15 protein-coding genes are annotated in these 19,538 nt (G+C 67.9%); 9 read left to right on the top strand and 6 right to left on the bottom strand.

Features of this window, described 5'->3' with window-relative positions; translation table 11 throughout:
- Positions 1–14: 14 nt before the first annotated feature.
- Positions 15–968: a carbamate kinase gene (locus AB0N59_RS09460; protein ID WP_363482048.1), complete on the bottom strand. Its 954-nt coding sequence runs from the start codon at positions 966–968 to the stop codon at positions 15–17.
- A gap of 144 nt (positions 969–1,112) precedes the next feature.
- Between AB0N59_RS09460 and AB0N59_RS09455 the strand changes: the two genes are divergently transcribed.
- The 7 genes from AB0N59_RS09455 to AB0N59_RS09425 all read left to right on the top strand — a co-directional run bounded on the left by AB0N59_RS09455 (position 1,113) and on the right by AB0N59_RS09425 (position 9,377).
- Entirely contained in the window at positions 1,113–2,057 is a 945-nt protein-coding gene (locus AB0N59_RS09455; protein ID WP_363482045.1) for a DUF2877 domain-containing protein, read from the top strand.
- Positions 2,054–2,662, top strand: a complete 609-nt coding sequence (locus AB0N59_RS09450; RefSeq protein ID WP_363482042.1) for an ankyrin repeat domain-containing protein — start codon at positions 2,054–2,056, stop codon at positions 2,660–2,662. Before AB0N59_RS09455 ends, AB0N59_RS09450 begins: the two co-directional genes overlap by 4 nt.
- A gap of 19 nt (positions 2,663–2,681) precedes the next feature.
- Positions 2,682–4,232, top strand: a complete 1,551-nt coding sequence (fdrA, locus tag AB0N59_RS09445; protein WP_363482039.1) for an acyl-CoA synthetase FdrA — start codon at positions 2,682–2,684, stop codon at positions 4,230–4,232.
- Positions 4,232–5,656: a DUF1116 domain-containing protein gene (locus AB0N59_RS09440; RefSeq protein ID WP_363482036.1), complete on the top strand. Its 1,425-nt coding sequence runs from the start codon at positions 4,232–4,234 to the stop codon at positions 5,654–5,656. Before fdrA ends, AB0N59_RS09440 begins: the two co-directional genes overlap by 1 nt.
- Complete coding sequence (locus AB0N59_RS09435) at positions 5,653–7,284, top strand: hypothetical protein (protein ID WP_363482033.1); 1,632 nt, start codon at positions 5,653–5,655, stop codon at positions 7,282–7,284. The genes AB0N59_RS09440 and AB0N59_RS09435 overlap by 4 nt, the downstream gene beginning before the upstream one ends.
- 81 nt (positions 7,285–7,365) lie before the next feature.
- Positions 7,366–8,865 carry a cytosine permease gene (locus tag AB0N59_RS09430; protein ID WP_363482030.1) on the top strand — a complete coding sequence of 500 codons (1,500 nt, stop codon included), beginning with the start codon at positions 7,366–7,368 and terminating at the stop codon, positions 8,863–8,865.
- 23 nt (positions 8,866–8,888) lie between these two features.
- Positions 8,889–9,377 (top strand): nucleoside deaminase, encoded by a 489-nt coding sequence (locus AB0N59_RS09425; protein WP_363482027.1) that lies wholly within the window; start codon positions 8,889–8,891, stop codon positions 9,375–9,377.
- Positions 9,378–9,448: 71 nt separating this feature from the next.
- On the opposite strand, the gene secA is transcribed toward AB0N59_RS09425, so the two are convergent.
- Positions 9,449–12,205 (bottom strand): preprotein translocase subunit SecA, encoded by a 2,757-nt coding sequence (gene secA / locus AB0N59_RS09420; protein ID WP_363482024.1) that lies wholly within the window; start codon positions 12,203–12,205, stop codon positions 9,449–9,451.
- Positions 12,206–12,425: 220 nt separating this feature from the next.
- Between secA and AB0N59_RS09415 the strand changes: the two genes are divergently transcribed.
- Together AB0N59_RS09415 and AB0N59_RS09410 are read left to right on the top strand one after the other, a co-directional pair.
- A complete protein-coding gene (locus AB0N59_RS09415) occupies positions 12,426–13,019 on the top strand; it encodes a PadR family transcriptional regulator (RefSeq protein ID WP_363482021.1) in 594 nt (197 codons plus the stop codon).
- 122 nt (positions 13,020–13,141) lie between these two features.
- Positions 13,142–14,461, top strand: a complete 1,320-nt coding sequence (locus AB0N59_RS09410; protein WP_363482018.1) for a hypothetical protein — start codon at positions 13,142–13,144, stop codon at positions 14,459–14,461.
- Positions 14,462–14,534: 73 nt separating this feature from the next.
- On the opposite strand, the gene raiA is transcribed toward AB0N59_RS09410, so the two are convergent.
- From raiA to mtrB, 4 genes are all read right to left on the bottom strand, one after another.
- Positions 14,535–15,194: a ribosome-associated translation inhibitor RaiA gene (gene raiA / locus AB0N59_RS09405; protein ID WP_363482015.1), complete on the bottom strand. Its 660-nt coding sequence runs from the start codon at positions 15,192–15,194 to the stop codon at positions 14,535–14,537.
- Between the two features lie 101 nt (positions 15,195–15,295).
- On the bottom strand, positions 15,296–15,940 hold the full coding sequence (locus AB0N59_RS09400) for a phosphoribosyltransferase family protein (protein ID WP_363482012.1): 645 nt from the start codon (positions 15,938–15,940) through the stop codon (positions 15,296–15,298).
- Between the two features lie 92 nt (positions 15,941–16,032).
- Positions 16,033–17,757: an LpqB family beta-propeller domain-containing protein gene (locus tag AB0N59_RS09395; protein ID WP_363482009.1), complete on the bottom strand. Its 1,725-nt coding sequence runs from the start codon at positions 17,755–17,757 to the stop codon at positions 16,033–16,035.
- Complete coding sequence (gene mtrB, locus AB0N59_RS09390; protein ID WP_363482006.1) at positions 17,754–19,529, bottom strand: MtrAB system histidine kinase MtrB; 1,776 nt, start codon at positions 19,527–19,529, stop codon at positions 17,754–17,756. The genes AB0N59_RS09395 and mtrB overlap by 4 nt, the downstream gene beginning before the upstream one ends.
- Positions 19,530–19,538: the final 9 nt, after the last annotated feature.

Raw genomic sequence — 19,538 nt, 5'->3', positions numbered from 1 at the left:
CCGCCCGTGCGGCGTCAGGCGGACTTGGTCGGCGTGCTCTCCACCCAGCGGATGCCCTCCTTGAGCGTGGGCACGATCTCGGTGCCGATGCGGCGCGCGAGCAGATCGTCCAGGCGGTCGAGCGGGCCGATGAGGGTTCGCCCACCCGCACGGGCGACGCGAATGGCCGCGTCGATCTTCGGCTGCATCGAGCCCTCGGCGAAGGTCATCGCGGCGACCGCATCCGCCGATGCCGTGTGGATGTCGCGCTGCTCCGGGGTGCCCCAGTTCTCGCTGACGTAGTCGCCGTCGGTGAGCATGATGAGCGTGTCGGCCCCGATGTCGGCCGCGAGAGCGGCGGATGCGAGGTCCTTGTCGACCACGGCCTGCACGCCCACATGGCGGCCCTTCGAGTCGACGCGGACCGGGACGCCGCCCCCACCGACGCAGACCGCCAGGCTTCCCGCCTCGAGCAGGCGACGGATGAGCGGCGCCTGCACGATCGACAGCGGGTTCGGCGACGGCACGACGCGGCGGAACGCGTTTCCGTCCTTGGCGATGGTCCAGCGGTACTCGGCGGCGGCCTCGGCCGCGTCGTGCGCCGAGTACTGCGGGCCGATGAGCTTGGTGGGGCGCTCGAAGGCCGGGTCCGACTCGTCGACCACGGTGGTGGTGATGATGCCGGCGACTTCGCGTGAGCCGTTCAGCGCGTTCGAGAGCTCCTGCTGGACGACATACCCGATCATGCCCTGCGTCTCGGCGCCCAGGATGTCGAGCGGGTAGGCGGCGACGTCCTGGTAGGCGAGGTTCTGCAGCGCGAGCAGGCCGACCTGCGGGCCGTTGCCGTGCGTGATTACCATCTCGTTCTCACTCGCCAGAGCGGCGAGCGCCTCGCAGGTGGAACGGACGTTCGCCCGCAGGTATTCAGCGGTCATGGGCTCGCCACGACGTGCAAGGGCGTTGCCTCCCAGTGCCACCACGATGCGCATTCTGTCTCCTTCGTTGAGCGGAGCTGGTACTCCAGGTTCATGAATGGTATTCCATTTGAACAAATGGTATACCTGTGATGAAGACATTCACAGCGTTCCGCTGACCGTCACCTCGGGCGGCGCGAATGCCTCGGAGAGAAGACGATGACCCCCGTCGCCACCCCTGTCGCGCTTCGCGCGCACACCTGGGATGCTGCGCTTGAGGAGACGCTCTCAGGCGGCAGCGATGCCCCGGCCGCCGGCGTTGCCGCTGTTCATTCGGTGCACGCGCGCGTGGTCAACATTCGCTGTGGGGCGAAGCTCATCGCGCTCGCACACGGGGATCTCGATGACGCGCCCTGGACGATCCGCATCATCGAGCACGACTGGCCGATGATCGCCTCGGCCCGCGTCGGCGACGGCGTCGCCTTCGCAGCCGATGCCGTCGTTCTGCGCCCGGAGGACGATGACCTGCGGATCACTCTCGCGCCGGCGGATGCCGTGGTGCTCCGCGCCGATACGGGCATCCCGTCGCACGAGTCGCTTCGCCTCGCGCTCTCCGTGCTCGACGGCATGCCCTCACCTGCACCGGCGACGCCGTTCGGCGCTCTCGCGGCCGACGCCCTCATCGCGGGCATCCGTCGCCTCGAGGCCGCAGCGCGAGGGCTGCTCGCGTCCGGCGACCCGGCTATGAATGCGCCCGTCGCGACCGCGGCCGAACGACTGCTCGGGCTGGGCGAGGGACTGACTCCCTCTGGTGACGACGTGCTCACCGGCCTCGCGTTCGTCTGCGCCCACCCCGGCTTCCATCTGGCCGCGCTCCTCCCTCCGCTGCGGGCTGCCGCCGCGACCGCAGACCGCCGCACCACCCAGCTGAGCGAGGTGACCCTGCGCGCCGCGCTCACCGGACGCGCGCGCCGGCGAATGCACGATCTCGTCGACGCCGTCATCGCCCGCGCCGAGAGAGACCTGCGCACCGCGGTGGCGAAGACCGCCGAGATCGGCCACAGCTCCGGACACGACATCCTCACCGGCATCCGCCTGGGGATGCATCTCTCCGCATCCACCACCATCCGACCAATCCCATCCGATCAAGGAGATCATCGATGAGCACTGCACCCACGATCGACGAGCGCTACCTCGACAGCGCCGCCGCGGGCGACCTCGAGGGCGTCAAGGCAGCCCTCGCAGAGGGCGCCGACAAGAACGCGGTCGACCGCGAAGAGGCGACCGCGATCCTCCTGGCCGCCCGTGGCGGCCACCTCGACGTGGTGCGGGCGCTCATCGCCGAGGGCGTCGACATCGACGCGCAGGACCAGACCTGCTCGAACCCCTTCCTCTTCGGATGCATCAACGACCAGCTCGAGCTCGTGAAGATCATGGCCGAGGCGGGTGCCGACCTCAAGCGGCTGACCCGCATGGGCGGCAACGGCCTGACGCCGGCCGCCGAGAAGGGCCACCTCGAGGTCGTGCGCTACCTGCTCGAGAACACCCGCATCAACGTGAACCTCACCAACAACCTCGGCTGGACCGCACTCATCGAGACGATCATCCTCGGCGACGGCGGACCTGTGCGGCAGCAGATCGTCGAGCTGCTGCTCGCGCACGGCGCGAAGCCCGGCATGCCCGACCCCTGGGGCACCTCCCCCGCCGACCTCGCTCGCGAACGCGGCTACGACGAGATCGTCGCGATCCTCGAGAACCACCAGGCCTGACAGACCCGAAAGGACGACGATGACCAGACACATCGAAATCAGGAAGAACACGTACCTCGACTCGGTCTCGCTCATGTCGATGAGCACCAAGGCGAACGCCGTCGAGGGCGTCACCCAGGCTCTGCTCGGCATGGCCACCCCCATGAACAAGGAGGTGCTCGCTAACGTCGGCGTCGACGACCCCTCCGTCGACGAAGCACGCCCCAGCGACCTCATGATCGTGATCGACGCCGCAGACGACGCGCTCGAGGCGGCGATCGCCGCTGTCGACGACATCCTCGCCAGGAAGGGCAAGAAGGCTGCGGATGCCCACGAGGTGCGCTACCGCACCCTCGACGGCGCCTTCCAGGAGGCACCCGACGCGAACCTCGTGATCATCTCGGTCAACGGCGCGTTCGCAGCCCGTGAAGCGCGCAAGGCGCTGAACGCGGGCAAGAACGTGATGATCTTCTCAGACAACGTGGCGGTCGAGGACGAGCTCGCGCTCAAGAACCTCGCGCATGAGAAGGGTCTCATCGTCATGGGGCCCGACTGCGGCACGGCGATCATCAACGGCACGGGTCTCGCCTTCGCGAACGCCGTGCGCCGCGGCAGCATCGGAATCGTCGGGGCCTCCGGCACCGGCAGCCAGGAGGTGTCGGTGCGCATCCACGACTTCGGCGGCGGAGTCTCGCAGCTGATCGGCACCGGCGGGCGTGACCTGAGCACCGAGATCGGCGGCATCTCGATGATCGACGGCATCCGGGCCCTCGACGCCGACCCCGAGACCTCGGTGATCGTCATCATCTCCAAGCCCCCGGCAGAGGATGTCGCGACGAAGGTGCTGGCGGTCGCGGGGCAGGCGTCCAAGCCCGTGTTCGTGACCTTCCTCGGCTCCGACCGCACGGAATCAGGATTCGAGAACGTCACGATGGTCACCGCCGGCACCAAGCCCCTGGCTATCGCCGCGGTCGTCGCCTCGGGCATCGACGAGTCGACTCTCGACAAGCACCCTCTGAACATCCCGCTCATCGAGGAGGTGCGAGCCAAGCTGGCCCCGGAGCAGAAGTACGTGCGCGGCCTGTTCTGCGGCGGCACCCTGTGCGACGAGTCGATGTTCGCCGCCCTCGCGAAGTACGACAACGTGTACTCGAACATCCAGAAGGACCCGGCCTACCGGATCGGGGCCATGGACGACTCGCGCGAGCACACCTTCCTCGACATGGGCGACGACGACTTCACCAACGGCCGTCCTCACCCCATGATCGACCCGTCGCTGCGCCTGCAGCGCATCGTCGAAGAGGCCAAGGACCCGTCGGTCGGCGTCATCGCGATGGACTTCGTGCTCGGCTTCGGCGCGCACGCCGACCCTGTCGGCGTCACGATCCCCGCCATCACCGAGGCGAAGTCGATCGCCGCGGAGCGCGGTCATCACCTCGAGATCCTCGGCTACGTGCTGGGCACCGATCTCGACACGCCCGCGATCGGCGAGCAGATCGCTCAGCTCGAGGCCGCCGGCGTGACCATCGCCTCCTCCTCCACCAACCTCGGGCTGCTGGCCCGCGAATTCGTCGCGAAGGGTGACATCTGATGAGCGTCAACGACCTGTTCTCCGCGAACCTGAAGCCGATCAACCTCGGCCTCGACTTGTTCGCCGACGACCTGAAGAAGCAGGGCGTCGACCCGGTCCTGATGGACTGGACCCCGCCGGGCGGCGGCGACCCCGAGGTCATCGCCGCGCTGAGCCGCCTCGAGGATCCCGCGATCGCCGAGCGCATCGACGCCGCCAACCAGGTGGCGCTCGATCGGATCCTGTCGGCCCAGCCGTTCCTCGAGGGCTTCGGCCAGGCGATCGACACCGTTCCCGGCATGACCGCGAAGACCATCCTGCACGCCGGTCCCCCCATCGAGTTCACCCGGATGTCGGGTCCGATGAAGGGCGCCGTCACGGGCGCGCTCGTGTTCGAGGGCCTCGCGAAGGACATCGACGAGGCATTCGAGCTCGCCGCGTCCGGCGAGATCACCTTCTCGCCCTGCCACGAGCACCAGTCGGTCGGGTCGATGGCGGGTGTGACGAGCGCCAGCATGTGGGTGCACAAGGTCACCAACCGCACGCACGGCAACACCGCCTTCACCAACCTCTCCGAGCAGCTGTCGAAGATCCTCCGCTTCGGCGCCAACGACCAGTCGGTCATCGACCGCCTCAACTGGATGCGCGACGTGTTCGGTCCGATCCTCTCGGCGGCCATGTCGCTGAACGAGGACGGCCTCGACCTCCGCCTGATGCTGTCGCAGGCGCTGCACATGGGAGACGAGGCGCACAACCGCAACGTCGCAGGCACGACGCTGCTGATCCAGGCGCTCGCGCCGTACATCCTCGAGACCGACTTCACCACGAAGGAGAAGCGCGAGGTCTTCGACTTCGTCGCCTCTTCGGACTACTTCTCCGGTCCCACCTGGATGGTGGCGGCGAAGGCGTCGATGGACGCCGCGAACGGCGTCGAGAACTCGACGATCGTCACCACCATGGCTCGCAACGGCGTCGATTTCGGCATCCGCGTCGCAGGCACCGGCGGACAGTGGTTCACCGGGCCGGCGCAGGAGGTCATCGGCCCGATGTTCGCCGGCTACACGCGCGAGGATTCCGGTCTCGACATGGGCGACTCCGCCATCACCGAGACGTTCGGCATCGGCGGCTTCGCGATGGCGGCTGCTCCCGCGATCGTCGCGCTCGTCGGCGGCACGGTGGACGAGGCCATGGGCTACTCCCGCACGATGAACGCGATCACCACCGGCAACAACCCGAACATCACGATTCCGGCGCTCGACTTCATGGGCGTCCCCTCCGGCATCGACGTGCGCAAGGTGATGGAGACCGGCATCCTGCCCGTCATCAACACCGCGATCGCGCATAAGGAGCCCGGCATCGGCATGATCGGCGCCGGTATCACGCACCCGCCTGTCGAGGCGTTCCAGAAGGCGCTGCGCGCCCTTGCCGACACGGTGAAGCCGTGACCGCCGCGGCGCCCGCTGCCGCGGGGACGCAGCTGAAGTGGTGGAAGAAGGGCGACATCGCGGCCTTCTTCGCCCTCTTCACGAACAACCTCACGAACATCATCACCTTCACGGCCCTGCTCACCATGGCGGGTCTGCCCGTCGACATGGTGGTGGGCCGGATCGCTCCCGCATTCGGGCTCGCGATCCTCATCACCTCGTCGATGTACGTGTGGTTCGCCCGCCGCCTGGCCGCGAGAGAGGGCCGCGGCGACGTCGTGGCCCTGCCCTCCGGCCCGAGCGCGCCGTCGATCTTCACCGTGACCTTCCTCGTGATCCTCCCCGTCTACTCGACCACGCAGGACGCGGAGCTGGCCGTCGGCATCGGACTGGTCTGGGGCTTCCTCGAGGGCCTGATCCTCGTGGTCGGGTCGTTCTTCGGCGACCTGCTGCGCCGCGCCGTCCCTCGCTCCGTGCTGCTCGCCTGCCTGGCGGGCCTGGGTCTGCTGCTGCTCGCGATGAACCCCATGCTGCAGAGCTTCCAGTTCCCGGTCGTCGCTTTCCTCGTGCTCGTCATCGTGTTCATCAACTGGTTCGGCCGCTCGCCGTTCCTGGGCAAGGTGCCGACCGGTCTGCTGCTGCTGATCGTCGGGACGGCTGCGGCGTGGGCATTCGGGCTGCAGACGCCCGAGGCGGTGCAGGCAGCCCTCGTGCACGCCGGATGGCACCCGCCCCAGGTGTCGATCGGCAGCTTCATCGACGGCATCGCCCACTCTGCGCCGTTCCTCGCCTCGGCTGTGCCGCTCGCATTGGCGAACTACGTGTTCGACCTCGAGAACATCGAGGCCGCAGAGGCCGCCGGTGACCACTACAGCGCACGACCGGTCATGCTCGTCAACGGCGGCGCGACCATGGTCGGTGCGCTGATGGGCAACCCGTACCCTGTCACCGTGTACATCGGCCACACCGCATACAAGGAGATGGGTGCGGGCATCGGCTACACGATGCTGAACGGCATCACGATGTTCGCGGTGGGCCTGTTCGGCATGAGCGCACTGCTGCTGTCGATCGTACCGATGGCTGCGATCGCCCCGATCCTGATCTACATCGGCATCGTCACGGCCGCCCAGTCGGTTCGCGAGACGCCGAAGGTCGAGCTGCCGGTGATCTTCGTCGCACTGTTCCCGTGGATCGCGAACTGGGCGAACAGCCTGGTGAACAACACGCTGAAGGCCGTCGGCACCAATGCGGGAGAGGTGGGAGCGGATGCTCTGAACCAGGCCGGCACGTACTTCTCGGGCATCGCCACCCTCGGCAACGGCGCACCGCTGTCGTCGCTGCTCTGGGGGATGATCGCGATCTTCGCGATCCGGAACAAGCCGCTGCTGGGTGCGATCGTCGGCGCTCTGGCAGCGCTGCTCTCCCTGTTCGGCATCATCCACGCGGCGAAGCCCAGCCTGCCGGAGGCCTGGGCGCTGAGCGACGCGCACGTGCTGTTCCTCGTCGCCTACCTCATGGTCGCAGCGCTGTTCGTGGCCAAGTGGGTGCAGGATCGCATCACCGGTGACACGGTGACCTTCGGTCCGAACGACGAGATGACGCTGAGCAGCGCCGTCTCACCGTCCCTCATCCAGTCCACGAAGGGCTGACCGACCCGGCGGGCTCGGAGGAGCACCCCCCTCCGAGCCCGTCTCCCCCCAGACCCGGTGTGCACAGAGAAACGGATGGCCATGTCCACCCCCGCAATCGATCCCGTCCTCGTCGACCCGGGCGCGGAGCGGATCGCCGAGTATGCGTCGCGCGGCTATGCCGACGAAGTGCTCCCGATCCGCCCGCAGGCCCGCACGTGGAAGACCCCGCAGTTCATCACGGTGTGGATGGGCCCGATCCACAACATCCTGTCGTATTTCACAGTGATGACCTTCTTCGCACTGGGTCTGAACGCCTGGCAGGTGGTGGGCGCCATCATGACCGCGGCCGTCATCGTCTCGATCGGCTACATCCTCAACGGTCAGGCGGCCGCCAAGTACGGCGTTCCGTTCGCGATGCAGCTGCGCGAGGCCTTCGGCCACAAGGGCGCCCTGGTGCCGACGTGGGTGCGTGGCATCATCGCCGGCTTCATGTTCTTCGGCATCACGAGCGTGTCGTCGGCGCAGGCCTTCGACGTGGTCTTCGAGACGATCTGGCCCGGCTTCACGCAGATCGGCGACGGCGCCGACATCCTCGGTCTGCCCGTGCCGACGGCCATCTCGTACCTGGTCACATGGGTGCTCACCGTCGGACTGTTCCTCGGCGGGCAGGCGTTCCTCGGCCGGTTCAGCAACTGGGCCAACCCCGCCGTCTTCGTCCTGGTGGTCATCGCCGTGGTGCTCGCCGTCGTCAACGCGGGCGGCATGGGCGCGGTGTTCTCGACGCGAGTCGTGGACACGCCCGTCACTCCGCTGATCTTCATCACCTGCGTATCCATCCTCGTGTCGAACTGGGCGGGTCCCATCGTCAACACGGGCGACTACACCCGCAACGCCACGTCCATGCGGGCACCCGCGATCGGCTTCCCGATCGGCGTGATCGGCTCGTACCTGCTGTTCGCGCTGGTGACCGTGTCGTTCGTCGCCGCTCTGCAGGTCGTCTCGGGCGGCAGCTTCGACATCAACCGTCCCGGGGTGTTCATCCAGGCCATCAGCGAAGGAGTCGGCAACCCGTTCGTCGTCGTGCTCCTCATCCTCGCGATGAACGTCGGCGCGATCGCCTTCGTCGTGTTCGGCAACATGCTGCCTGCCGGCCTTCAGCTCACCGCTCAGCTGCCGAGGCTCTTCACACTCAGGCGCGGTGCCATCCTCGCCGCCATCATCGGCACGCTCATCCTGCCCTGGCAGTTCGTCGAGAACACGGACGCGCTGTTCCTGTTCTACTCGCTGATCGGCTCGATGTTCGGCCCCATCGCCGGCATCATGCTCGCCTCGTACTTCGTCGAGCGACGGAGGACGCTCGACATCGAAGGCATCTACGCCGACTACAGGGGAGGTCAGCGCGGCTCGCTGCCCGCGTACAACTGGCGGGCACTGGGTGTGCTCGTCGTCAGCTTCGCGATCACCATGATCGGCCGCCTTCCCGGCGTCGCCTCGATCGAGTTCCTGGCGCAGGTGAACAACCTGGCCTTCTTCTCGGGTCTGATCATCGGGTTCGCCGGCTATGCCCTCCTCACCCTCACCGCACGCAAGGCCCGCTGACGCGGGCGTTCAAGGAGAACACCATGACTCACCCCATCCCCGCCGCGGAGACGCTCGAGAAGTACTTCACCCCGGCCGTCGAGGTCACGATCGAGGGCATGCGCTCGGGCACAGGCGGGCCCTTCGGCGCGACCCTGGTGGATCCCGAGGGCGAGATTGTCGTCGCAGTCGGCAACACCGTCATCCGGGACACCGACATCTCGGGTCACGCCGAGATGGTCGCCGTCCGTGAGGCCTGCCGCAAGCTGAACACGCTCGACCTCTCGGGGCATGTGATGTATGCGACCTGTGAGCCGTGCCCGATGTGCGTCTCGGTGATGATGTGGGCAGGCATCACGACCTGCTACTACGCGTCGACTCATGTGGATGCCGGAGAGCACGGGTTCAGCGATGTGCACCTGCGGCGGTATCTCGACGGCAGCGACACCTCGACGCTGGACATGATCCACCTCGACGCCGGGCGCGACGACTGCGCGTCGATCTGGACGGAGTTCCGGGCGCTCAACTCCTGAACACCCTCCGACATGCAGAAGGCCGGCCCCGATGGGACCGGCCTTCTGCGTAGCAGCGTCTGACAGCGGAACTACTTCTTCTTCTTGCTCTGCGCCCGTCGCTGCTCGCGGTTGCCCGCGGGCTGCTCTTCGGCATCCACCTGCTGGCCGAACGAGCCGCGCGCGGCCGCGGCGGCGCGCTGGGTCGCCGCCTGCTGCACCTGTCCGCGCTCGTTGCGCACCTCGACGTCACCCGAGTCGTTCGGAGCCGAGTACTCGAGCTTCTGGACCGGCTGCTCGTCGATCAGTCCCTTGGCCTCGACCTCGGTCTGATCGTCGCCTGCGCGGCGCACCTCGACCTCGAGGTTGTACAGATAGCCGACCGACTCCTCCTTGATCTGTCCCATCATCGCCTGGAACATCGCGTAGCCCTCACGCTGGTACTCGATCAGCGGGTCGCGCTGCGCCATGGCCCGCAGGCCGATGCCGTCCTTGAGGTAGTCCATCTCGTAGAGGTGGTCGCGCCAGCGGCGATCGAGCACCTGAAGCACGACGCGGCGCTCGAGCTCGCGGGTGGCGGCCTCGCCGAGTGCCTCCTCGCGCTTCTCGTAGGCGATCTTCGCGTCGGAGAGCAGTTCGCGCTTCAGCCCCTCGGCGGTGATGGCGCCCTTGCGGTCGCCCGCCTCGGCCACCACCTCGTCGATCGTGACGTCCATGGGGTACAGCGTCTTGAGCTCGGCCCAGAGCGCATCGAAGTCCCAGCTCTCGGTGTGGCCCGTGCTGGTGTGGTCGTCGACGATGCCGCCGATCGCATCCTCGATGAAGTGCTGCACGCGGTCGGCGATGTCGTCGCCGTGCAGGATGTGCCGACGGTCTGCGTAGATCGCCTCGCGCTGACGGTTGAGCACGTCGTCGTACTTGAGGACGTTCTTCCGCATCTCCGCGTTGCGCGCCTCGACCTGCGACTGCGCACTGCGGATCGCTCGGCTGACCAGTCCCGATTCGATCGGGACCTCGTCGGGGAAGTTCGTCCGCGCGAGGATCGCCTCGGCCGCACCGGACTGGAACAGCCGCATGAGGTCGTCGGTGAGGCTGAGGTAGAAGCGGCTCTCTCCGGGGTCGCCCTGGCGGCCCGATCGACCGCGCAGCTGGTTGTCGATGCGACGCGACTCGTGGCGCTCGGTGCCGAGCACGTACAGTCCACCCGCCTCCGCGACCTTCTTGCCGTCCTCGGCGACGCGCTTCTTCATCGCCTCATAGGTCTCGTCCCACGCGGCCTCGTAGTCCTCCGGCGTCTCCTCGGGGTCGAGTCCCTTGGCCTTGAGCTCCTGCACGGCGAGGAACTCGGCGTTGCCGCCGAGCATGATGTCGGTGCCTCGACCGGCCATGTTGGTCGCGACCGTGACGGCGCCGAGCTTTCCGGCGAGCGCGACGATCTCGGCCTCCCGTGCGTGGTTCTTGGCGTTCAGCACCTCGTGCTTGATGCCCTTCTTGGCGAGCAGTCGAGAAAGGTACTCGCTCTTCTCGACGCTCACCGTGCCGACGAGCACAGGCTGCCCCGCGGCGTGACGCTCGGCGATGTCCTCGACCACCTGTGCGAACTTCGCCTGCTCGTTCTTGTAGACGAGGTCAGGCTGATCCTTGCGGATCATGGGCCGGTTCGTCGGGATGGGAACGACGCCGAGCTTGTAGGTCGACATGAACTCGGCCGCCTCGGTCTCGGCGGTACCCGTCATGCCGGCGAGCTTGTCGTAGAGGCGGAAGTAGTTCTGCAGCGTGACGGTGGCGAGGGTCTGGTTCTCGGCCTTGACCGGCACGGCCTCCTTGGCCTCGATCGCCTGATGGATTCCCTCGTTGTACCGTCGACCGACCAGGATGCGGCCGGTGTGCTCGTCGACGATCATGACCTCGTCGTTCATCACGACATAGTCGGTGTCCTTCTTGAAGAGGGCGATCGCCTTGATCGAGTTGTTCAGGAACGAGATCAGCGGAGTGTTCGCGGACTCGTACAGGTTGTCGATGCCGAGATAGTCCTCGACCTTCTCGATACCGGGCTCGAGCACGCCGATCGTGCGCTTCTTCTCGTCGACCTCGTAGTCGACGCCTGCTTCGAGGGTGCGCGCGATCTTCGCGAACTCGGTGAACCAGCGGTTCGCCTCACCCGAGGAGGGTCCCGAGATGATGAGCGGCGTGCGGGCCTCGTCGATGAGGATGGAGTCGACCTCGTCGACGATCGCGAAGAAGTGCTCGCGCTGCACGAGGTCCTCTTTGCGCCACGCCATGTTGTCGCGGAGGTAGTCGAAGCCGAACTCGTTGTTCGTCCCGTACGTGATGTCGGCGGCGTACTGTTGACGGCGCACCTCGGGCGTCTGACCCGAGACGATCGTGCCCGTGGTCATGCCGAGGGCGCGATGCACACGCCCCATCAGCTCGGACTGATACGAGGCGAGGAAGTCGTTGACCGTGATGACGTGCACGCCCTTGCCCGCGATCGCGTTGAGGTACGACGGGAAAGCGGCGACGAGAGTCTTGCCCTCACCGGTCTTCATCTCGGCGATGTTGCCGAAGTGCAGAGCGGCCCCGCCCATGATCTGCACGTCGTACGCGCGCATGCCGAGGGTGCGGCGAGCTGCCTCACGCACGGCCGCGAAGGCCTCGGGCATCAGCTGGTCGAGGGTCTCGCCCTTGTCGAACCGGGCGCGCAGCTCGGCGGTCTCGTTCCGCAGCTCGTCGTCGGTGAGCTTCTCGAACTCGTCTTCGAGTGCGTTCACGGCCTTCGCGACCTGCTTCAGCCGGCGGAGGATGCGACCCTCGCCCGCACGCAGCAGCTTCTCGAGAGGATTCGCCACGGATGTCTCCCTTGGATTTCTCGTCCCTGCGCATGGGTCAGCGCCGGGCATGCTTTGCCATGTTACCGGCGCGTGACCTGCGCACGCTGTGCGCCCGCCGATCCTTCTGACACGCTCGCGGCGAACAGACATACCGGCGCGCGTCTTGCGCAGTCCGCACCTTTCCCGATATGCATTTACCGAGAAACCCAATACCGGGAAACGTCCTCGAGGAGTCGTCATGTCCGTCCGCCAGAGTCTGCTCGCCATCCTCGATCAGGGCCCGTGCTACGGATACCAGCTGCGCGCCGAGTTCGACAGGCGCACCGGGTCGACCTGGCCGTTGAACGTCGGTCAGATCTACAACACCCTCGAGCGTCTCGAGCGCGACGGCTTCGCCGCGAAGGGCGACGTCGACGAGCAGGGGCACGTGTACTGGGAGATCACCGATCAGGGCCGCGCCGAGGTGCGAGCCTGGCTGGACTCCCCCGTCGAGCGCACGCAGGGCACACGAGATGAGCTCGCGATCAAGCTGGCCGTCGCCGCGACCCTTCCCGGCGTCGACGTCGCGGACGTCATACACCGGCAGCGCCGCGTGTCGCTCGGGCAGCTGCAGGAGCTGAACCGCGCCACGTACGCAGGCGCCGACCCCGACGGGCCGGAGCAGCTCGCCTGGTCTCTCGTGGTCGACTCGATGATCTTCGCGGCAGAAGCCGAGGTGCGCTGGCTCGACCACACCGAGCAGCGGTTGAGCATGCATCCACAGCACGCACTCGATCTCGAGCTCTCGACCGAACGACCCAAGCGCGGCCGCCCGGCGAAGGTCCGATCGTGACGTGCTGACTCGCCCCACCGCGATCGCCTGCGCCCCCTGCATCCGGATGGACTCGCGCTGTTCGCCGCGGGCGCACCGGATGCACAGCCTGCGCATCGTCCGACGACCGTAGGATCGAGAACATGGCCGGTTTCTGGGGCAGACGTAAACGAGAAGAAGAGGCGCTCGCCGCGCAGGACGCCGATCTCGCGCGCAGGGCCGAGCAGGCGCTGGTCGCCGCAGACGAGCGCATCCGCACGACCGCCGACGAGCTGGCGTTCGCGCAGGCCGAGCTCGGCGATTCGCTGACGGCCGACCTCGACAACGCGCTGCGGTCGGTGCGCACCCACCTGGGAGAGGCTTTCCAGCTGCACCAGCTGAACCACGACGAGATCCCCGACACCGTCGAAGAGCTGCGCACCCGCAACGCACGGATCATGCAGCTGTGCGAGTGGGCCGAGAGCCTGCTGGACGAGAAGACCGGCGACCTCGCCGAGACGGTCGCCAAGGTGCGCCGTGCTCCCGAGATCATCGCGCAGGTGCGACGGGATGCCGAGCAGCTGGCGTCGCGCATTCCGCAGGCCCGCTCGACGATCGACCGTCTGTCGTCGCGATACTCCGAGACCGCAATGCGTCGCATCGCCTCGTCGGGCGATGAGGCCGAGCAGCTGCTCGCCTTCGCCACGCACGGTGCCGACGTCTCCGAGCGCCGCCGCGCCGCGCGCCAGAACGAAGAGGCGAATCTCGCACTCGAGACGGCCACGGAAGCCGTGCGCCGCGCCGGTGCGCTGCTGGATGCCGTGGAGGACTTCGAGATCCAGGCGCTGCGCGCCGAGTCCACGCTCGCCGACGTCGTCGCCGACTCCCGGGCCGACATCATCGCCGCCCGCAACGCACCGCAGACGCCAGAGGTGGCCAAGGCGACCGGCGAACTCGAGGCGGCGCTGCTGGCGCTCACCCCCTCGGGAACCCGCAACGATCCGTTCGCCGAGCTCACCCAGCTGCGCGGTGCCAACACCGCGCTCGACGAGGCCATCGCCAAGGCGCAGTACCGCGCGCAGAATCCGCTCCCCTCGCTCGAGCACGTTCAGCACGCCCTCGACGATGCGGATCGCCAGCTCGGAGTCGCGCGGGGTCTCATCGCCGGGCACCGGGGATGGATCGGCGCCGATGCTCGAACGCGTCTGGCCGAGGCCGAACGGCTGCGCATCGATGTGCCGAACCTTCTGCCCGCAGAGGACACCAGAGAGCAGGCGCTCTCCTCGGCGAGGCGCGTGGCGCTGCTGGCCTCCGAAGCCCTTCAGCTCGCGCAGCGCGACATCGACTCCTCCCGCCCTCAGAACCAGGGGTGGGGCAACGATGCCTACGGCGGCGGTCGCCGTGGCATGGGCGGCGGCGACATCATGGGCGGCGTCCTGGGCGGACTGGTGATCGGCAGCATGCTGGACGGATTCTTCGACTGACAGCCATCCGCGTCATACACGCCAAGAGAGGCTCCCTTCCGCGAAGGGAGCCTCTCTTGTCGTGTTCAGCGGGTCAGGATGCCAGCTCCTCCTCCGCCGGCGGAGCGGCGGTCTCGAGCGCGATGACGCCGTAATCCCAGCCCTTGCGGCGGTACACGACACTGGGGTGATCGGTTCGGGCGTCGACGAAGAGGAAGAAGTCGTGGCCGACCAGCTCCATGCGGTCGACCGCCTCCTCGACGGTCATCCACTCCGGGTCGAAGCTCTTGGTGCGGATGACGACGGGCGAGTACGTCTCCTCCTCGTCCTGCTGCACCGGGATCGCCCCCGTGGCGACGGCGTGCAGCACATCGACCGACGCCGGCTGGACGTCGATGCCTTCGAGCGCCCCGCTTCCCTTCTCGAAGTGCGCGCCACGCGGGTGGTTCCGGCCGTCGATCCGCTTCTCCTTCGCACGGCGCAGCTGCTCGGCGAGCTTGTCGAGCGCCATGTCGAATGCCGCGAACTTGTCAGGATCGATCGCCTCGGCGCGAACCACAGGCCCCTTTCCGAGGAGCGTGAGCTCGACCGTCTCATCAGGCAGTCGGCCGTTGCGATACGCGCGATGGGTGACCTTGATCTCGAGTCGCTGCGCGCGCGGGGCGAGGGTCTGGATACGGGCTGTCTTCTCTTCGACAACGGTGCGGAATCGGTCGGAGATGCTCACTCCGACGCCGACGATGCTCGTTTCCATCAGTGTCTCCTTGTCCCGGTCCTCCCGGCCAAGGGCGGACCGTGGTCGCCTTGTGACCACCTACGCTAGTCCCCGCACACCGACATGTCACTATCCGTTCATCATGAATTCGCCGTGTCGTGAAGACGAGGCGTGGCTGCGAGCGCGACAGCGCAGACCGGGGTGAATCCGGCGGCGCGCAGGGCCCTCGCCGCCTCGTCGAGCGTCGCCCCCGTGGTCACCACATCGTCGACGATCACCACCGCGCCTCGCCCGTGGACCCGCGCGCGCATACTGCCGGCGACGTTCCGGGCGCGCGCGGCGCGACCGAGCTCGCGTTGGTCCTGGGTGCGGCGGGCCGGGACGAGCACGCGGTGCGCCGTGAGACCTGTCCGACGGATGAGAAGCTCGGGGACCCGGTAGCCGCGACGCCGGAACGCGACCCGGCTCGTCGGCACCGGGACGATCAGCGCCTCACTCCCCTGAGCCTGCAGAACCGGCCGCAGCGCGGCACCGAGGGGCCAGGACAGCATGGTCGCGCCCTCTTCCTTCAGCCGTCTGATCGCGCGCGCCGGCACGCCTCCATATCGCAGCGCGGCATGCACGGCCCGCCCCTGCGGTGTGCAGGTGTCGTGAGGGTCGGACCGCAGCAGCATCCGGCAGTCGTCACAGAGCAGAGTTCCTCCGCGGTCGCAGCCAGGGCAGCTCGACGCGAGCAGCAGCGCGAGCGCGTCATGGGCGATCCGCTGCCAGGCATCCGATCTCATGCCCCGACTCTGCCGCGTCCCCGGGCGGTCGGGAGGCGCCGACGTCCTTCTCTGTGGAGAACCGGCGGCGCGGGTCGTCCGTGCAGAAGGACTCAGTAGCCGGCTCGGGTGCCCAGAACGCGAACGTCCGAGACAGCCTCCTGCCAGAAGGACCCGCGCTGGGCGTACACCGACTCATCGGAGGACAGCACACGAAGACCGGTGACGGTCTTCGCCCCCGCGAGCGTGATCGCGCCGGCAGGAGCGAGCGCCGATGACACGGTCGACGGTCCTCCGATGATGTGCATCGTGAGAGTGGGATCCGGAACGGTGCTGAGCACGGCCACCGAGTCGGCACCCACCCAGGAGAGCCCCTGCGCCGGCCCTGCCAGCGGGGCTACCTCGTACGGCGCCCCGAGACCGATGGGCTGCTGCTCCTCGTCGCGGATCACGGCCGCGACGACCACACGGCGACCGCCCCCCGAACTCACGATGGCGGCGACTCGCGCACCGTCGGCCGACACCCGCAGCTGGCTGATCGATTCGGCGCCGGGCCAGGCATCCGCGACGAACAGGGGTTCGGCCTTGGTCGTCGCCACCTGCAGCTTCGACGCACTCGATGTCGGCACCGTCCAGATGAATCCGAAGGGGTCCAGAGACGGCGCGATCAGGCCGGGACGGCCGTCGACCTGGTTGGTGTCGCCGTCGCTGACCGCGAAGACACGGCCGTCGCGCAGCTGCACCGAGGCCAGCTGGGCGTCGGCAGAGACATCGATCGCGCCGATGGGGTCCACGATCTTGGCGATCTGCGCCGTGAGCCCGGCGACGGGGGTGATCTCACCACCGGATGTGGCGGTTCCGAAGGTCTCGTCGTCGAGCACCAGCACGCCGGGGTCGACGATCGGCTCCTCGACCGTGACCCTGCCCGCATCGAGCGGCACACCGTCGACGACCAGACGCACCTGGGTGACTCCCGCGCCTTCCAGACTCGCCTCGAGCTGAGTCCGCATCCGGGCGAGATCCGTCGGCGAGGCCGAAAGCGCCGCCCGGCTCAGCGGCACCGACGCCACCTGCGACTCGTCGACGGTCACAGCGTCGCCGACCATCTCCACATCCGACGAGAACGGCCGTACGGCGGGAGCCAGCCACTCGCTCGGCTCACCCGACATCAGAGCGCGCACCACGGTCGTGGCCATGGCGGCTCGACGCGGGAACCAGCGGACGTCGGGCACGAGATGCGTCCACGTCGGGTCGAAGTACTTGAGCGAGAACTTCTCGTACACCTGAGTGAAGGTCTCGACGTCGAGGGTGATGCCGTCGCGAGCGGCTTCGGCGATGCGCCACTCGCCGCCCTTCTCGCGCACGAGCCGGTACATGGCCTTCGCGGTTCCGGTGTCAGCGCTGTACGCGCCGTCTGCATCGACGCTCGCGACCTGGTCCAGGGTCACGCCGACCTCCGCCGAGGTCGCGTCCTCGTCGTCGGGCTGAACCGACGAGTCGTAGTCGCGCTCATCGACGGAGGAGTCGACAGTCACCGCGGCCTCGGGCTTCCACTCGCGGCTGAAGTCCTCGGTGAGGAACTTCCGCGCCGTCTCCCACGAGTTCGTGGGCGACATCGACGCGTCGAGGAAGCCCTCGACGATCTGCGCGGGGCTGCCGCCCGGCTCCGGGCCCTCCGCGATCGCCGAGAACGGCCGCTCGTCGGTCTCCTCGCCCCCCACCTCGAGACCGGCATTGGGCGGGCCGGCCGTCGGCAGACCCGTGCAGCCTGCGAGGACGAGCGCGGTCGTGAGTGCCGCGGCGATCGCGGAGAGGCGGATGCGGAGACGCGCGGTCATGAACTCTGCTCCCTCTGCTCTGCGGGGCCGTGCCCGGCGTCATCCCCGTCCGCGTCCGCGGAGCCGGTTACGGCATCATCCCGGCCCGAAGGGTCTGCATCATGCATCAGATCGCGCACGCCGCGCACGGTGATCGGCTCGGTGACGTCGACGAGATCGACCACCGAATCCTCCGGCTCCAACGGCACCGGACCTCGTCCGATCTCGACATCCGCGCTGCGCGGGATGGTCAGCACGAAGTTCGTCCCGACGCCGAGCTCGGACCAGACCTCGAGGGTGCCCCGGTGCAGCTTGGCGTCGCCGAGCGCGATCGACAGTCCGAGCCCGGTGCCGCCGATGGTGCGCTTGCGCGACGGGTCGGCACGCCAGAAGCGGTCGAACACATGCTCCGCATCCTCCGGGCGCATGCCGAGTCCGAAATCGCGCACGCCGACGGCGACTGCGCGCTGGTCGCTGTCGACCGTGACGATGATCGGCTCGCCCTCGCCGTGCTCGATGGCGTTGCCGATGAGATTGCGCAGCACGCGGCGCACACGTCGGGGATCCATGTCCACCGGCGAGTACCCTCCCGGCGCGACCAGGCGCAGCTCGGTGTCGTGCGCGGCGGCCAGCGGACGCAGCTGCTCGACCATCTCCTCGGCCAGCTGCGCGAGGCTCGTGGCCTCCACCTCGAGCTGCACGGAGCCCGCGTCATAGCGGCTGATCTCGAGCAGGTCGGCGAGCAGCGTCTCGAAGCGCTGCACCTGCGTGTGAAGCAGCTCGGCGGTTCGGGCGGTGACCGGATCGAAATCCTCACGCGTGTCGTTGATCATCTCGGCCGCGAGGCGGATGGTCGTGAGCGGCGTGCGCAGCTCGTGCGAGACGTCGGAGACGAACCGCTGCTGCACGAGCGACAGCTCCGCGAGCTCTTTGATCTGACTCTGGATGCTGTCGGCCATCGCGTTGAACGAGCGGCCCAGGCTGGCCAGCTCGTCCTCGCCGTGCACGGGCAGGCGCACCTCGAGGTCTCCGGCCGCCAGCCTCTCACTGGTCTCGGCCGCCTCGATGATCGGCGCGGACACGGATCTGAGCACCAGCCAAGAGATGGCCGCGATGAGGGCGACCAGGGTGATGCCGGCGAACCACAGCGTCCGCTGCACGAAGAGCAGGGTCTCGTCGGCATCGATCAGGTCATAGGCGATGTACACCTCGTACGTGCCCACACCGCGGAACTCGAGCAGCTGCCCGACGACGATGCCCGCCGCCTCCGAGCCGTCGGACTGCGGCAGCGGGATCGACTGCCATGCCTGACGATTGCGCACCTGAGTCACGCGGGTGTGCAGCTCGTCGCTGATGGTCATCTGATTCGACGAGTACTCCAGGCTGCGGAAGCCGGTCGGGGTGTATCCGTCTCCCTGGGTCTCGGAGATGAACCCCACGATGCGGCTCGACGATGCGGTGCGCCCCAGCACTCGCTGCGCCTCGCCCCATACTGCTGCGATGGTGGCCCGATCGTCACCGGTCTGACCGGAGTCGAGCTGCTTCTGCGCCGCCGACACTGCGGCGCGGGCGTTGTGCAGCGCTTCGTCCTTGCGCGATTCGAAGAGATCGCTCCTGATCACGAGGGCGATGACCACGCAGATGATGAAGATGGCGAGCGAGGTGGCCATCAGCGTGATCGCGGTGGCCCTGAAGCGCATCGAGCTGCGCCATGATGCCGATATCGCGTCCGACCACGCGCTCGGGCCGCCCCGGAGCGCGGGCACGGCCCGCGTCGGAGGGTTCGCGGCCATGATCTGCGC

This window comes from Microbacterium sp. NPDC089321 (assembly GCF_040684935.1).
GTDB lineage: Bacteria > Actinomycetota > Actinomycetes > Actinomycetales > Microbacteriaceae > Microbacterium.
This window is presented reverse-complemented; position numbering and strand designations above follow the sequence as displayed.

Bases quoted from the DNA above. Each gene is read 5' to 3' on its own strand.
- AB0N59_RS09415 (WP_363482021.1), top strand. From the start codon at position 12,426: ATGTCCGTCCGCCAGAGTCTGCTCGCCATCCTCGATCAGGGCCCGTGC.
- AB0N59_RS09430 (WP_363482030.1), top strand. From the start codon at position 7,366: ATGTCCACCCCCGCAATCGATCCCGTCCTCGTCGACCCGGGCGCGGAG.
- AB0N59_RS09440 (WP_363482036.1), top strand. From the start codon at position 4,232: ATGAGCGTCAACGACCTGTTCTCCGCGAACCTGAAGCCGATCAACCTC.
- AB0N59_RS09455 (WP_363482045.1), top strand. From the start codon at position 1,113: ATGACCCCCGTCGCCACCCCTGTCGCGCTTCGCGCGCACACCTGGGAT.
- AB0N59_RS09410 (WP_363482018.1), top strand. From the start codon at position 13,142: ATGGCCGGTTTCTGGGGCAGACGTAAACGAGAAGAAGAGGCGCTCGCC.
- AB0N59_RS09400 (WP_363482012.1), bottom strand. From the start codon at position 15,940: ATGAGATCGGATGCCTGGCAGCGGATCGCCCATGACGCGCTCGCGCTG.
- raiA (WP_363482015.1), bottom strand. From the start codon at position 15,194: ATGGAAACGAGCATCGTCGGCGTCGGAGTGAGCATCTCCGACCGATTC.
- AB0N59_RS09395 (WP_363482009.1), bottom strand. From the start codon at position 17,757: ATGACCGCGCGTCTCCGCATCCGCCTCTCCGCGATCGCCGCGGCACTC.
- fdrA (WP_363482039.1), top strand. From the start codon at position 2,682: ATGACCAGACACATCGAAATCAGGAAGAACACGTACCTCGACTCGGTC.
- AB0N59_RS09425 (WP_363482027.1), top strand. From the start codon at position 8,889: ATGACTCACCCCATCCCCGCCGCGGAGACGCTCGAGAAGTACTTCACC.
- mtrB (WP_363482006.1), bottom strand. From the start codon at position 19,529: ATGGCCGCGAACCCTCCGACGCGGGCCGTGCCCGCGCTCCGGGGCGGC.
- AB0N59_RS09450 (WP_363482042.1), top strand. From the start codon at position 2,054: ATGAGCACTGCACCCACGATCGACGAGCGCTACCTCGACAGCGCCGCC.
- AB0N59_RS09460 (WP_363482048.1), bottom strand. From the start codon at position 968: ATGCGCATCGTGGTGGCACTGGGAGGCAACGCCCTTGCACGTCGTGGC.